The organism is Providencia sp. UF-183 (genome assembly GCF_058246155.1).
The window spans coordinates 81,682-96,503 of the sequence record NZ_JBSICD010000007.1 but is presented as its reverse complement, the minus strand read 5'-3'; the positions used below and the strand labels follow the sequence as shown (position 1 = coordinate 96,503).

Here is a 14,822-nt window from a genome sequence, read left to right as displayed (position 1 = left end):
AAAATAACTTACAGATAACGCGCAAATTTAACACCTTCTTATAGGCTTAAATAGGCAGCAAAACTAATCAAAAATCTTTACCTAACAATTAGGTATCGGGGGAGAGTATGGAAGCGAATAAAAAAATTGCTATTGCTTTAGGGACGTGCGCTCTTGTTTTTAGTTCTTTCGCACTAAGTGTTAACAAGGATGAAGGTAAGGCTGCACCGTTTGTGAGCTGTGGTGCACTAACTGAGCCACAAATTGCGGCTCAGGTTAAAAGTGATTTTATGCATAATCGTTTACCGCGCTGGACAGAAGAAAAAGCCGCATTAGGTAAAAAAGCTGTCGCTTGGGTTAATGATAATGAGGTTACGAAGACAGATACAGGATATACCATCCCGTTAGTCGTTCGAGGTTCAAAATCTGATCTGCATTATTCTGTTTCAGTGGATTGTCAAAATAATACTGTAACGTATAACACGTCTAAATAATTCAGCAGTATTCAGCTGTTTGCATTGAAAAATTGAAAAGAGGGTTATCCCCTCTTTTTTCTTAACGATTTCTCGGTTCGTACGGTAACCGTGAGAAATTTTGTGATAACTGACGGTAATAAACCAGCCGTTCTCTAAAATACTCCCTCAAATGTTCGGGTTGCTCCCGCTCAACAGCATCGGCAAGAATGGCGATGTTATAGCGTTCTTTGAATGCAACGCCAGATGCCAATAAGTCAACGTTAACTTTATCCATTTCATCTTTGGGTAATAAAGCAAGATTGTGGCTCATATTAATTCTCTATCACATAATGGAACTTAGGAATATTGTAGCGATTAAATGAGAAGAAGTCTCAATTCTTTATCGAAAAGAACGTGAAAATATAACTAAAATAATATAGTTTTATATTTAATTAATAACTTTGAAAACAGTGAAAGATAATGAGATTGATTATTATTGTTTTTAACAAAAGTTATTAATAATCAGTAAATTGGATTTTTTTGTTTTCAGAATGTTTTGGGGTTTTAATTATTGTAATACTGTGCATAATAGCTTCAGGAATATTTAAACATTAAGGTAAAAAATATGTTAACTACTGATATGGTCAAAAAATTAAACGAACAATTAAATCTTGAGTTTTACTCTGCGAACCTTTATTTGCAAATGAGTGCGTGGTGTAGCGATAAAGGCTACGAAGGCGCGGCTGCTTTTTTAAAAGCACATTCTCAAGAAGAAATGGAACATATGCAGCGTTTGTTTGATTACCTTAGCGATACAGGGGCTCTGCCACTATTAGGTCAAATTGCGGCACCACCTGTTGATTTTAAATCTATTTCAGATGTTTTTAATCAAACGTATGAGCACGAGCAATTAATTACGCGTGAAATTAACAAACTAGCGCACTTAGCGATGACAACACAAGATTACTCAACGTTCAACTTCCTACAATGGTACGTTGCTGAGCAGCACGAAGAAGAGAAATTATTTAAATCTGTGTTGGATAAACTGGACATGGTGGGTGAGTCTGGTAAAGCGCTATTCTTACTGGATAAAGATTTAAAAAACCTGTCATCAACAGCGCACATTTAATTTTGTGTTGTGAATAGGTCATTACTAAAACGTAATCTCTCTATTTGATGTATAAAAACCGTAATAGGCTTATGGACAAAAGTGGTTAATTTCAATGTTCATAAGCCTTTTTCTTTTCATTTTGTGTGAATACTCACAGGATGAGCCCCTAAATCCCGTTTTTAAGCGGCACAAACCGTTTTTTTCCGTATAATGATTGGCAAATATTCTAAATTCACCTGCAAATTAAGAGGTTACTATGCCAATTACCCATATTAAATCTTCATGGCGCAAATTAAGTGCAATTGCTGTTCTTTTCTTAGGGATGTCTTTCCAACAAGCTTTTGCCCATGCTCATTTAAAAGACCAACTTCCAGCGGAAGGCGCTGCGGTTGAGCAAACACCTGAGTCAATCACGTTAAATTTTTCTGAAGGCATTGAGGTTAACTTTACAAAGGTGTCTATCATTGGCCCTGAAAAAAACATTATCAAAACAGGGAAAGCAGCGTTAGACCCTAACAATGACACTAAAGTGATTGTGCCAGTTGAAGATAAACTGACTTCAGGCAAATACGATGTTAACTGGAGTGTTGTTTCTGTTGATGGTCACAAAACCAAAGGGACCTATAGCTTTACAGTGAAATAATATGTCACTTGAAGCGTTTTATACCTTAATTCGTTTTATTCATTTTATCGCTGCAATATTGATGTGTGGAATGTCAATATTTGCGGCGTTGCTCAGTTGCGGGCAATTTAGCTATTTAATTAGTCGTTATTTGAATAAAGGGATTAACTTCTGTGCTGTTATCACCATTGTGACCTCTTTTGGCTGGATGCTAGCACAAGCGGGTTTAATGGGCGATGGCTGGGAGGACGCGACGGATTGGGATATTTGGCAGGGTGTGCTCGGGACATCATTTGGCCAAATTTGGCGTTGGGAACTTCTATTCTCGGTGATTTTATTGGTGGTTTTGCTTGTTAAATCCATCAAGATCCGCCTGCACCTTATTTTAATTCTATCTATTATTCTTCTTGGGTTACACGCACTTATCGGCCATGCTGCGATGCAAGATGGCATTACTGGTGCGCTTTATCGCTTTAATCAATTTGTTCATCTTATTAGTTCAGCCTATTGGTTTGGGGGCTTATGGCCATTTTTAATCTGCATACAGTTTTTGCGTAATAAACGTGAACTTGTCGCAGGAATGGATGCACAAATTATTAAGACAATGAAGCGGTTCTCGCGTTATGGGCACGTCGCAGTCGTTTTGGTGGTCATCACTGGTGTTATTAGCGCAATAAGCATCTTACCACAATGGCCGATGGTCTATTCAGGTTCAGAATATCAATCGCTGCTTTGGTTTAAGATTATATTGGTCATGGGAATGATGATGCTAGCATCAATTAATCGCTATTATATCGTGCCAAGGATCAAGCAAAAAGGGCAAGTCAATTACCTGATCATCAATAGTTGGGTCGAATTATTGCTTGGCACAATGGCAATTTTAGCAGTAGCCATTTTTGCCACGTATCAACCTGTGTAGCAAAACCACTCTATTTATTTGATAATAGCGGCTTATTATCTCATTCGTTTAACAAGGTCATTTCAATGAAATCTAAACTCATTATTTGCTTATTATTGGTTGGCGGGACAATTAGCGCGGCTATTGCTGCGCCTTTAACATCCGTTAGTAAAAAACAATTTGGCGATGATTGGCCATTTACACGTGAAGAGGTGATGTTGGAGTGTCGCAGTAATGGTGCGCTGGTGGTGATCAACCCAGCTACGTTAATGCAGTACCCATTAAATGATATCGCAGCAACCCAAATGGATAATAAAGAAATTAAAGGCCAACCAATCGATGTATTACTCAAACCGATTGAGACCACAAAAAGTGTTGAAGAGCGTGTTTTGCCGTTAAAAGAAGCAGCTGCGAAATTGTGTGGTAGTAAGTAGGCCTTTTTATGGCGGTTTTATCATTGCAAAAAGAGAGAAGGGAAAAACGGTCGATTATTTAAATGCGTGTTATATATCAAATAGATAATTGATTGAAAGGTTTTGTTGATTGCTTACATAGGCACAACCTATTGAACAAATAGTTCAATATTAGAAAATTAAACAATAAATTGTGTTAATAATATGTAAAATAATTGATAATTAATGTGGTAAGAACGTGCATTGAAAGCTAGTATTAAGGTGTACTTTGTTACGTCTCAATGGCAATTTTAGCGCACGGCTCTGCCAGAGCCATTTCCCAAGGCCCGGTAATCGGAATCTACCAGGCCTCTTTTTTTGCCTATTGTTTTGCTTTCGCACATATTGACCCATCAATAATAAGCCAATCATCTTTGTATTAATCACACTATTGCCCAATAAACGACTAAGCAACTTTCATGACCCAATGATGGTTTTCTTTGTCATAACGGTGGCGATACAACAACACTGGTTTCTCATCAATTGTTGCAGGGATACTCGTGTGTTCATCCCAACCATCTAATTGCATGCAAAAATCGGTATCAGAATCGCAGGGGATACTAACGGTATCGCTTTTATGGGTTTCCATAACAGCATCATTGATTTCATAGGAAGATATTTTCAATTTAACTATACACATAATGTCACCTCATTGATTGATTTTAACTGTATAAATTCAGCCCAACGAAATTAAGCATAGTATAAATGGAATCTATTTCCAAAATAAATTTTCAATGAGTGAAAAGAAAAAGGTGCATTGTTATGTTAACAAGCACCTTTGTAGAGGTTATTTTTTTGGAATAGCCGTTCCCCATTCCAAATAATCGCTAGGCGGCTCTAATTTTAGAATGAAGTGCTGTTCGGGCTTAGCATTAGGGGCTAATGGCACTGTTGGTGGGGTTGCAAACACAATACCACCGCGTACAAATTGCTTAAATGTCCCACTTTTAACAACGCCTCCCGTTAAACCAAAGGAAAGATTGAAGCCAGAAGATAACCAAAATTGGGTATTATCACGCACCAGATATTGATATTCTTTACCGATACGGGTAGCAACATAAACACGATCGGAAAGCTCTCCCAAATATAAACCTGTCACGACGCCAACTTCTAACCCTCTAAATAAAAGAGGTGTTCCTACTTGGATAGACCCAACGTCAGTAGCATCTAGGTAAACAGTCAGGCCATCTAAATAACGTGAATCAGTAATATTGGCGGCTTGCAATTCAAATTGGTAACGGTTTTTATTACTGCGGCCAGGTTCGGCACTAATGTAAGGTTGGAGCAAGCTATCTAAATTGTTTAAGCCAGCAGGGGATAGTTCAGGTGTGACAACGGCAAAACGACTACCTAATTTGGTAAAAGTGTTCACATAATCAGGATAGAGGATTGCTTTCGCTTGCACCTCGCGTTTATCTGCCGAGAGCTTTAAGGATTCAATCTGGCCGATATTAATGCCTAAATAACGAATTGGCATACCTTCAGAAAGCTTTGAAGCATCAAAGGTGGTTAATGTTACGACACTGCCTATGGCTTTTGCCGCGGTTTCGTTGGGGTACAATGTATGCTGACGAGCTTTATTGCCCGTGGAGCTATCAAAGTTATCAAAGCTAATTGCGCCACTAATTGCGCGGCTGAGCGGGGCAGCCTGAACGGTTAAGCCATTACTGTTGAGTTCGACTTTTGCGCCACCTTCGGCCCAGAAAACACTGTTATCTGTGAGGAGATGACGGTATTCACTGGATATATTGACATCAATGGCAAATCCCGATTTTGTCGGTTTAATAGCAATAATTTTTCCAACAGAAAATTGACGATAAAGCACCACTGAGCCTGTTTGGATATCGGGTAGTGTTGCTGCATTGAGTGTAATTGTTGTTGGTGGTGAAACACCAAGGATACCCGCTTTGGCATTTTCGTCACTGCGATAGAGTGGGAATGTTACAGGGAGTTTTTCTTGGCTACTACCTGCAATTAAATGAACCCCACCATCAAGCCACTCCTGTGGCGTCGCCCCTTGAAACTGAAGGCCATTTAACCCTAATTGCACATCAACGCGGCTATTCGCCACAAACTTGCTATCTGCACGGACTAAATGGCGATATTCATCATAAATCGCAATATTAAAGTCAACTTTATCGGTATTTAAGTGACGCTGTAACACTTCGCCAATTTGAATGCCTCGGTAAACAATGGGTTGCCCTTGATTGACACCAAAGGTGTCATGAGCCCATAAGGTTAATTTTAGTGGTGATTTTGCGTTTTGCTTTGCTTCATTAGCCACATCGGAACTACTTTGCAAGACAAACGATTGACCTTCTTCGGCTTGTGGGCTGTTTTCTGGGGAGTCAAATGCAACCGCACCATTAATCACCGCAGAAAGGCTTTCCATTTTAACATTTGCGCCAGACTTTAGGTCGAAACTGCCTTGTAAACCAGAGACATTCCAAAACTGGCTGTCTTTGCGAACTAAATTTGCATAGCGTTTTTGCACGATAGCGGAGATGGTCACACCTTGGTTATCAGGTAAAACGGTGTAGCCTGAAATATGACCAACGGGGACTTTGCGATAGTAAATAGGCGAGTTTTCATTTAATGAACCTAAGTCAGGAGCCGCAAGGTGTATGAGCAGCTCTCCTTGGTCAATATTTTGCTGCGGAGGCGTGTCTTGTGCGACAAAAGAAAACTGTTCAGAACCTGTACTTGGCAACATGCCAATATAGTTACCGCCGACAAGCGCATCGAGTCCCGAAATACCTGCAAGTGAGGCTTTTGGTGTCACCAGCCAAAACTTAGTCCCTGAATTCAATGCCGAACGCATATCTTTGTTGATACTGGCAGTGACAATGATATTTTTCATATCTTTACTGATTGCTACCGATTGGACTAAACCCACTTCGACACCTTGGTATCGAATAGGGGTACGATTCGCCACCACTCCGGGAGCTGAGGTAAATTCAATGGTAATATCTGTGCCACGCTCGACCCAATGTTGGAATAATAACCACCCTGCAATAAAGATAGCAACTAAGGGGAGCAACCAAAAAGGCGAAATACGCGCACGCCTGCGTTGTATGGCTTCTGCAACGTCATCAGAAGGTTCATTTTGTGGGTTTTGTTTTTCCATAAGAATCCCAAATTAAACGGCTGTCTAGCCATTCAACGGCTAAAATCGTTAGAATCACGGCAGTGCCAAAATAAAGCGCGGCAGGGCCCATAGTAAAGGACATTAATTGTTCTCGGTTAACGAGTGTCATCATCAGTGCAATGACAAACAAATCTAACATTGACCAACGACCAATCCATGAAACAAACTTCAGCAGTTTCATGCGTAAGATGGGGTCAGTTTTGCTGTTAAGATGAATCGAAAATAGCAACAAAATCATGATAATAATTTTAATAAACGGGACTAAGATACTGGCAATGAAAACAATAAGTGCAATCGGCCAGTTACCCGAATCGATTAGCGAGACAACACCTGAGTAAATGGTATCTTCTAACCGTTGCCCATTTAAGTAAAAAATGGAAATGGGCATTAGGTTAGCAGGAAATAGCAACACCATGGCAGCAATCAGTGCGGCCCACGTTTTTTGTAAACTATAAGGATCCCGATATTGCACAGGGCGATGACAACGCTGGCACTTGCCGTATTTATTTGGCGGGGCAGTGTAATGGCAGGCTGTGCAGGTGATTGCATTTGCTTGCGAACCTTTTTCTTCGATGGGATAAAAGGTTTTCCATAGCACATCAAGGTTCATGTGGATGAGGATCAACAGACTCAAAATAGACATTGTGATAAAGGCAATCAAGCCATGGCCGATAAATACGCTGGCGTAATCTTGCATTTTGATAGCGGCGATACCCAGTGCAATTAGGTAAACATCGAGCATAACCCATTCTTTAATATGGCTTAAAACCAACAAAATAGGCCTAAGGTTTAACCCGATTTTTTGGCCAATCAGTAACGACAAAATTAAAATTGGTAGCAGTAACGGAGCGGCAATCGCACAAAAAGCCACTATACTGGCAGTTATAGGATCACCTTGTTGATTGATTAAGCGAATACCTTCTATAACGTTGGCATTGATTTGACTGCCTAATAGATGAATCGATATCAGGGGCTGCCAAAATGCAATGGGTGCAAGCATTAGCAGTGTAATGGCAAGAATAGACAGTCGACTTAATGACCATGAACGGCCGTCATTGAGTTGAGAGGCGCACCGTGGGCAAATAATCACCTGCCGCGGGCTAAATGGCGGCGTATAAATTTTTTGATTGCAGTGACTACAACGTTGCAAAATCAAGTCAGTATGATTAATGTGATTCATATTTGCTCATTTTAGGGTTTTGCCTAGATGTAATCTAGTGTAAAAAAATTTACCTCAAAGTGACAACTTGGTAACCTTAGCATTACTCTTACATATGTGTATTTTAATTACTTGATTATTACTAGAAATAATTATGGATAAAAAGAAGTATTATCTCGAACTTTCAGATAATCTCTCTGCATTATTGGCGGGAGAATATGATTTAATTGCGACCTTGGCAAATACCAGTGCGTTATTATATGAACGTTTAGATGGAGTGAACTGGGTTGGCTTTTACTTGAGCAATGGGCAAGAACTGGTTTTAGGGCCATTCCAAGGAAAAGTTGCTTGTGTTCGAATTCCATTTGGTAAAGGGGTCTGTGGTACGGCATTTAGTGAAAATCAAGTTCAGCGTGTGGAAGATGTTCACGCTTTTCCTGGTCATATCGCTTGTGACGCTGCCAGTAATGCTGAAATTGTCTTTCCGTTGGTGGTAAATGGTCAAAATATCGGGGTTTTAGATGTCGATAGCCCAAATATTAGCCAATTCGACCAAGAAGATGAAAAAGGGTTACAACACCTTGTAAACCAGTTGTGTCAGCATCTGGCAATGTGTTCTATGCCAAAATATTACTAAATATTGGGCTGTAAAATTAATAGTAACGTGGCAATTGTCAGCAACACGATTATAATGTCGGCTTGTTCATGCCCGTGAGGTTGGCAAAATCGTTGTTATCAGGAAATTTCATGGAAAATCAACCTAAGTTGAATAGTAGTAAAGAAGTTATCGCATTTCTAGCAGAGCGTTTTCCACGCTGTTTTATCGCTGAAGGCGAAGCACGTCCGTTAAAAGTCGGAATTTTTCAAGATATCGTAGGGTGTTTGACAGACGAAGATGGTATTAGCAAAACGCAATTACGTTCTGCGTTACGCATGTATACTTCAAGCTGGCGCTACCTGTACGGTGTTAAAGAAGGCGCAAAACGCGTTGACCTAAATGGCGAAGATTGCGGTGAGTTAGACGCAGAGCACATTGCTCATGCTCGTCAGCAATTAACTGAGGCGAAAGCGCGCGTTCAAGCACAACGTGCTGAACAAAAAACGCAAAAACGCCCAGCAGCGAAAAAAGCCGGTGACAAACCTGCTCGTAACCCAGATGCTGCTAAAGACAAAGCACCACGTCGTCGCCCATCAGACAATAAAGAACGCCCGCAAAATACATCAGCGAAAACTCCACGTCGTAACAATCCGGCACCTGAGCAAAATCTGAAATCAGTTACTGATATCAACGCACTTACAATAGGTCAAACGTTGAAAGTGAAAGTCGGTAGCAGCTTGATGGACGCCTCTGTGTTGGAAATTGCGAAAGACGGTGTTAGGGTTCAATTGCCAACTGGACTGGCAATGATTGTACGCGCGGAACATTTAAAGTTCTGATACGGAGGTCAATCAGGTCATGAACAAACTTCTTAAAGTTGCACTTGTTGTTAGTCTGGCGACTTTCGGCAGTGCAATCGCTAATACTCAAGCAGTGGCTCCGGTCACTGCTGCTCAGTTACCTGTCTTAAAACAGAGCGCACAGCACGGCACAGTCAGTGAAAGGGTAACCTCACGGTTTACGCGTTCACATTACCGCCAATTTGATTTAGACAAAGCGTTTTCTGGGAAAATATTTGACCGTTATCTCAACATGTTAGATTTCGGCCATAATGTTTTGCTTCAATCCGATGTTGACCAATATGCCAAAGATAAAGGAAAAGTAGGTCAATGGCTTGAAGATGGCAAATTAGATACGTTTTATGACCTGTATAACCTGTCTCAGGAAAGACGTTTCGAACGTTTTAAATATGCCTTAGCACGTTTAGAGCAACCGATTGATTTAAACGCGACGGATTCGATTGAAGTTGACCGTTCAAAATCACCTTGGCCTAAAGACAAACAAGAACTTGATCGTCTTTGGGATCAAAAAGTGCGTTATGACTGGTTGAACTTGAAACTTTCAGGCAAAGATGACAAAGAAATCAAAGAGAAGCTCACTAAGCGCTATAATTTCGCGTTACGTCGCTTAACACAAGCGCAAAGTGAAGATGTTTTCCAATTGATTGTTAACTCATTTGCCCGTGAAATCGATCCACACACGAGTTATCTTTCTCCTCGTAACACAGAACAATTCAATTCTGAAATGAGTCTTTCATTAGAAGGGATTGGTGCTGTTTTACAGCAAGACGATGAAAATACGGTGATCAACTCACTGGTTGCTGGCGGCCCAGCGGCTAAAAGCAAAGAGTTGAAAGTCGGTGATAAAATTATCGGTGTTGGCCAAACGGGTAAACCGATTGTTGATGTTGTTGGTTGGCGTCTGGATGATGTTGTTGCGTTGATTAAAGGGCCAAAAGGCAGCCAGGTTCGCTTGGAAGTCGTTTCTGATACTAAAGGGGCGAAGCCACATATCGTTACCATAGTTCGGGAGCAGATCCGACTGGAAGATCGTGCGGTAAAACTGACGATTAAACAACAAGGTAAAGACAAGGTTGCTGTACTGGATATCCCAGGTTTTTACGTGGGTTTAACCAATGACGTGAAAACTCAGCTGCAAAACATGGCGAAAGACAATGTTTCGGCGTTAATCATTGACCTTCGTGGCAATGGTGGTGGAGCACTGACTGAAGCGGTTTCATTATCGGGCTTGTTTATTCCAAAAGGGCCAATTGTTCAAGTTCGTGATAACAATGGTCAAGTACGCCAAGATGTGGATGATGATGATGTGATTTACTATAAAGGGCCATTGGTCGTTTTAGTGGATCGTTTTAGTGCATCAGCGTCTGAAATTTTTGCCGCGGCAATGCAAGATTATGGTCGAGCGTTAATTGTAGGCGAACCAACTTTTGGTAAAGGAACTGTTCAGCAACACCGTAGCTTAAGTCGTGTGTATGACCAGATGCTGAAACCGGAATGGCCATCATTAGGTTCTGTGCAGTATACCATTCAGAAGTTTTATCGTGTGAACGGGGGCAGTACGCAACGTGAAGGGGTCACCCCTGATGTGGTGATGCCAACGGGGCAAGATCCTGCTGAAACAGGTGAAAGCTTTGAAGATAATGCGCTGCCATGGGATAGCATTCCTGCTGCAAATTACAGTAAAGTCGGTGATATTTCACCTGATTTATCTGCCATCAAAACTAAACACCTCGATAGAATCAGTCAGGATCGCGAGTTCAATTATATCGATGAAGATATCGCGCGCTATAAAGTGAGTAAAGAAAGTAAAAATCTGATTTCATTAAATTATGCAGAGCGTAAGAAAGAAGATGATGAAATCGAAGCGACGAAACTAAAACGAATAAATGAACGTAATGCTAAAGAAGGTAAACCACTCCTCAAGAAGTTAGATGATTTACCAAAGGATTACGAAGCACCAGACCCATATTTGGATGAAACAGTGAAGATGTCGGTTGATTTGTCAAAACAAAACACCAAAATGCTATCAGGTAACCAGTAGTTCGAAATACATCAAAAAGCCAGCGTAAGCTGGCTTTTTTTGCACTAAAATTACCATCTTATACTTTTTTTTATTCATATTACGTCAAAACAAAAATATTATTGAAGTTAACGTAATATCCTAATTATCGATTTCTTTACCTTTGCTTAATTTATCCTAAACTTTTGGTGTAGCTCCCTTAAACATGAGGCAATACCATGCGTAAATTACTTTTAGGATTAATAGCTGTTAGTGTCATGATGGTCTCTGCGGTCAACAGCGCCAGTGCAAGAAATTATCCTTGCTCGGGCAGTAAAGGTGGGATAGACCGCTGTGAAGATGGCAAATTTATTTGTAACGATGGTTCGACTAGCCGTTCAGAGCAAGTGTGTACCATTGAATTAAAAAACGATATAAACAGCAAAGCGGGCGCAGCTGGTGCTGTAATTGGTGCGGGAGTGGCGAAACAATCCAGCAAACCTTCTGTATCTGATTCAATTAAATCGACAGGGGACAAAGCAAGCAAAACTGCGAGTGATAAAGCGACAAAAGCGTCAGATAAAGCCTCAGATAGCGCAAAAACAGTCAAAGAGAAAGCCTCCAAAGCCGCAGATAAAGATGTTGTGAAGGAAACAAAGGAAAAAGCGTCCAAAGCAGCGGATAAAGAATCTGCAAAAGCAGTAAAAGAAAAAGCGTCTAAAGCGGCTGATAAAGATGTCGTGAAAGAGACAAAAGAAAAGGCCTCAAAAGCCGCAGATAAAAAAGATACAGTGAAAGAAACAAAAGAAAAGGCCTCAAAAGCATCGGATAAAAAAGATGCAGTGAAAGAAACAAAAGAAAAGGCAAGCAAAGCAGATAAAGAAAAAGCAGTGAAAGAAAAAGCAACTAAGGCAACAGATAAAGAACCTGCTAAAGCCGCTAAAGAATCAGCTAAAGCAACTAAAGAAAAAGCAGCAAAAGTAGCTAAAGAGAAAGCCAATTAGGACACGCGTTTTTTGCTGTTTCCCTATTATATTGTGATGATAATGCCACCGCTGTGTGGCATTATTTTTTGTAAACGAAATCCTAACTATTGCTTATCAGGCTAAGAAAGAGCTCAAAAGAGCCGATAAATACATTATTAAGATTCATACCCTTCAATAATTAGCTTTCTCGATTCAATTAAAAAGTAGTTTAAATTGAAATGGTTATGAATTGACCCTTTTAAAACAAATATTTAAAAATTGGATGCTAAATAAGATGAAAGGCATAGGGAGTGCTTTCCCATTTTTTAACCTCTTAGTGTAAAGTTATGTTATTTTTTACTGTTTTCGTGTTAATTGACTTGAAATAGTGTGAAAAAACCTTATTTATAAAGTAAATTCTACGTGATCTTAGTTTTTACCAAGGAATGCAAAAAAATGATGAGAATTGCTTTATTCTTGCTCACGAACTTAGCAGTAATGTTTGTGTTTGGAATAATTTTGAGTTTAACCGGTATTCGTGGAAGTAGCGTTCAAGGCTTGCTGATTATGGCGGGCTTGTTTGGTTTCGGCGGTGCTTTTATTTCATTGCTGATGTCTAAATGGATGGCACTGAAATCGGTGGGGGGTGAAGTTATTGAAAACCCGCGTAACCAAACTGAACAGTGGCTAATGACGACGGTACAGCGTCAAGCGCAGCAAGTGGGCATTCAAATGCCACAAGTAGCGATTTACCATGCACCTGATATTAATGCTTTTGCAACAGGGGCTCGCCGTGATGCATCGTTAGTTGCAGTGAGCACTGGGTTACTTGAAAATATGAGCCGCGATGAAGCAGAAGCGGTTATTGCCCATGAAATCAGTCATATCGCCAATGGTGATATGGTGACAATGACGTTACTGCAAGGTGTTGTGAATACCTTTGTTATCTTTATTTCTCGTATCATTGCCCAATTAGCGGCAGGTTTTATGTCAAACAATGATAACGAAAGTGAGAGTAGCAACGGTAACCCAATGGTTTACTTTGCGGTTTCAATGGTATTGGAAATTGTATTTGGTATTTTAGCGAGCATTATTACTATGTGGTTCTCTCGCTACCGTGAATTCCATGCTGATGCAGGCTCTGCAAAATTAGTGGGGCGCGAAAAAATGATCGCGGCACTGCAAAGGCTGAAAACGAGTTATGAACCGCAAGAAGAAGGGCGTTTGATGGCATTTTGTATTAATGGTCGTGGTAAGGCATTTAGTGAATTATTCCTGTCTCACCCACCATTAGACAAACGAATTGAAGCACTTCGCTCAGGCGAATATTTAAAATAGTCTAGAAAGCCACTTCATGTGAAGTGGCTTTTTTATTGTGTATGCATAGGGATAGTAATGAAACTTTCACAGAGTGTCAGTGGTGCACTGAGAACTTTTGCGTATTTTATGACTAGTGGTAGCCACTACATGTTAAGTGATGTTGATTATGTCGAACTATGCGCTGACAATCCTAGTTTAGTTGAGCAAGTGTATGCCATCTTAATCAATACCCTAGAGCTTGATGAAAATGGAGATGTCACTAATTTCAAACATGCGCAAAAACGCGCAACAGACTATATTCGTTGGTATGATGACCATTCATATGTTGTCGAACCGCCCTATGAAGATTGGGAAACTGAGCTGTATTGCATACCCGCGAATTAAAACCAGAATATGAATTTCTAGAAAATCAGCTAAAACTGACTCGTCATTTATTGTTATCACGTAAAAATACCTATTTATTTGATAACGAGGCATTAATATCTTCCACAATAAGCTATATTAACTCTAACTATGGGTAATTTTGCTTGTGTTTAATTTCATATGGGAGCCAATACATGGACATACTTGTTAAAACAATACTCTTCGGTAACTCTTTTCAAACAGAGCCTAACCCTGCGCGACTTATTCCCATTAAATTTGAAATTTACCAATCAAACCAAGGGTTTTACCACCGAATTTACAAAGAAGTCGGGATGTCTGGTGCAAACGTAGGGCAGGTCTTTCGCGTTTGGGCTTTCGAAGAGCAAAAAAGTTGGGATAAGCAAACGAAGAATACAACAGTGGATGAGTACGCGAACTACTGCAATAGCCTGTTTACGCAAGCAGGGCAATAATTAAAAGCAAAAAAAAGCCCCCTTCATAGGGTTTTGAAGGGGGAGCTAAATGAATAAAGAATGGTTTAATTCGTAAATAAAGATAGATGATTTTGATAACAAAAACTTAGTTATTTGTGCAGTTAATCCATTCTTGAATACTTTTGTGCTTTAAATAGCATTTATCGCTAAATAATCTATTGGCGATAGCCAGTTTTAATTTGTTCTAAGATGCTTGTATAGGTTTCTGCTTGTTTTTCGTCTTCCATTTGAGCAACTTCACGTTGCATTTTGATCAAAATTTTACCTGCATCAGCTTGGCCAATTGCTTTAAGCATATGAGTCACTAGATTCTTTAAGCAGGTCACTTCATCGGCAAGTGCTTGGACATCAGGCTCAGTAGGAAAATGGGTTTTCATTAAATCGATCCTTTAAGATAAA

17 protein-coding genes are annotated in these 14,822 nt (G+C 40.0%); 12 read left to right on the top strand and 5 right to left on the bottom strand.

Translation table 11 applies throughout. From position 1 onward, the window contains the following. Positions 1–107 precede the first annotated feature (107 nt). Positions 108–473, top strand: coding sequence for a protein YebF (yebF, locus tag AC4IFT_RS08660; RefSeq protein ID WP_490730785.1), 366 nt, complete (start codon positions 108–110; stop codon positions 471–473). 61 nt (positions 474–534) lie between these two features. On the opposite strand, the gene AC4IFT_RS08655 is transcribed toward yebF, so the two are convergent. Beyond that, complete coding sequence (locus AC4IFT_RS08655; RefSeq protein WP_206086175.1) at positions 535–765, bottom strand: DNA polymerase III subunit theta; 231 nt, start codon at positions 763–765, stop codon at positions 535–537. A gap of 294 nt (positions 766–1,059) precedes the next feature. Here AC4IFT_RS08655 and ftnA point away from each other — a divergent pair, with 294 nt between their 5' ends. The 4 genes from ftnA (at position 1,060) to AC4IFT_RS08635 (ending at position 3,499) form a co-directional block, all read left to right on the top strand. Further along, complete coding sequence (ftnA, locus tag AC4IFT_RS08650) at positions 1,060–1,563, top strand: non-heme ferritin (RefSeq protein ID WP_490730783.1); 504 nt, start codon at positions 1,060–1,062, stop codon at positions 1,561–1,563. 238 nt (positions 1,564–1,801) lie between these two features. Further along, positions 1,802–2,188: a CopC domain-containing protein YobA gene (yobA, locus tag AC4IFT_RS08645; protein WP_490730781.1), complete on the top strand. Its 387-nt coding sequence runs from the start codon at positions 1,802–1,804 to the stop codon at positions 2,186–2,188. A gap of 1 nt (position 2,189) precedes the next feature. Then, on the top strand, positions 2,190–3,086 hold the full coding sequence (gene copD, locus AC4IFT_RS08640; RefSeq protein ID WP_490751104.1) for a copper homeostasis membrane protein CopD: 897 nt from the start codon (positions 2,190–2,192) through the stop codon (positions 3,084–3,086). 65 nt (positions 3,087–3,151) lie between these two features. Beyond that, a complete protein-coding gene (locus tag AC4IFT_RS08635) occupies positions 3,152–3,499 on the top strand; it encodes a DUF2511 domain-containing protein (protein WP_490751103.1) in 348 nt (115 codons plus the stop codon). A 424-nt stretch (positions 3,500–3,923) separates the two neighbouring features. On the opposite strand, the gene AC4IFT_RS08630 is transcribed toward AC4IFT_RS08635, so the two are convergent. The 3 genes from AC4IFT_RS08630 to yebS all read right to left on the bottom strand — a co-directional run bounded on the left by AC4IFT_RS08630 (position 3,924) and on the right by yebS (position 7,845). Further along, positions 3,924–4,157: a DUF1480 family protein gene (locus AC4IFT_RS08630; protein ID WP_206086170.1), complete on the bottom strand. Its 234-nt coding sequence runs from the start codon at positions 4,155–4,157 to the stop codon at positions 3,924–3,926. A 147-nt stretch (positions 4,158–4,304) separates the two neighbouring features. After that, entirely contained in the window at positions 4,305–6,644 is a 2,340-nt protein-coding gene (locus AC4IFT_RS08625) for a PqiB family protein (RefSeq protein WP_490730775.1), read from the bottom strand. Next, the gene (yebS, locus tag AC4IFT_RS08620) at positions 6,619–7,845 is read right to left on the bottom strand and encodes a membrane integrity lipid transport subunit YebS (protein ID WP_490751102.1); all 1,227 of its coding nucleotides are present in this window, start codon (positions 7,843–7,845) and stop codon (positions 6,619–6,621) included. The genes AC4IFT_RS08625 and yebS overlap by 26 nt, the downstream gene beginning before the upstream one ends. A 133-nt stretch (positions 7,846–7,978) precedes the next feature. On the opposite strand from yebS, the gene AC4IFT_RS08615 reads away from it, so the two are divergent. From AC4IFT_RS08615 to AC4IFT_RS08585, 7 genes are all read left to right on the top strand, one after another. Then, positions 7,979–8,461, top strand: coding sequence for a GAF domain-containing protein (locus AC4IFT_RS08615; RefSeq protein ID WP_219247678.1), 483 nt, complete (start codon positions 7,979–7,981; stop codon positions 8,459–8,461). A gap of 110 nt (positions 8,462–8,571) precedes the next feature. Then, complete coding sequence (gene proQ / locus AC4IFT_RS08610) at positions 8,572–9,261, top strand: RNA chaperone ProQ (protein WP_490730770.1); 690 nt, start codon at positions 8,572–8,574, stop codon at positions 9,259–9,261. A gap of 19 nt (positions 9,262–9,280) precedes the next feature. Then, positions 9,281–11,323 carry a carboxy terminal-processing peptidase gene (prc, locus tag AC4IFT_RS08605; RefSeq protein ID WP_490751101.1) on the top strand — a complete coding sequence of 681 codons (2,043 nt, stop codon included), beginning with the start codon at positions 9,281–9,283 and terminating at the stop codon, positions 11,321–11,323. 197 nt (positions 11,324–11,520) lie between these two features. After that, the gene (locus AC4IFT_RS08600) at positions 11,521–12,285 is read left to right on the top strand and encodes a YdcA family protein (protein WP_490751100.1); all 765 of its coding nucleotides are present in this window, start codon (positions 11,521–11,523) and stop codon (positions 12,283–12,285) included. A 417-nt stretch (positions 12,286–12,702) separates the two neighbouring features. After that, positions 12,703–13,584: a protease HtpX gene (gene htpX / locus AC4IFT_RS08595; protein WP_206086163.1), complete on the top strand. Its 882-nt coding sequence runs from the start codon at positions 12,703–12,705 to the stop codon at positions 13,582–13,584. A 57-nt stretch (positions 13,585–13,641) separates the two neighbouring features. Beyond that, positions 13,642–13,950 (top strand): DUF7677 family protein, encoded by a 309-nt coding sequence (locus tag AC4IFT_RS08590; protein WP_490751099.1) that lies wholly within the window; start codon positions 13,642–13,644, stop codon positions 13,948–13,950. A 173-nt stretch (positions 13,951–14,123) separates the two neighbouring features. After that, positions 14,124–14,402, top strand: coding sequence for a hypothetical protein (locus AC4IFT_RS08585; RefSeq protein WP_490736882.1), 279 nt, complete (start codon positions 14,124–14,126; stop codon positions 14,400–14,402). Positions 14,403–14,578: 176 nt separating this feature from the next. Here the strand turns inward: AC4IFT_RS08585 and AC4IFT_RS08580 are convergent, their stop codons facing one another. After that, positions 14,579–14,800: a DUF2594 family protein gene (locus AC4IFT_RS08580; RefSeq protein WP_490736880.1), complete on the bottom strand. Its 222-nt coding sequence runs from the start codon at positions 14,798–14,800 to the stop codon at positions 14,579–14,581. Between the last annotated feature and the right edge of the window lie 22 nt (positions 14,801–14,822).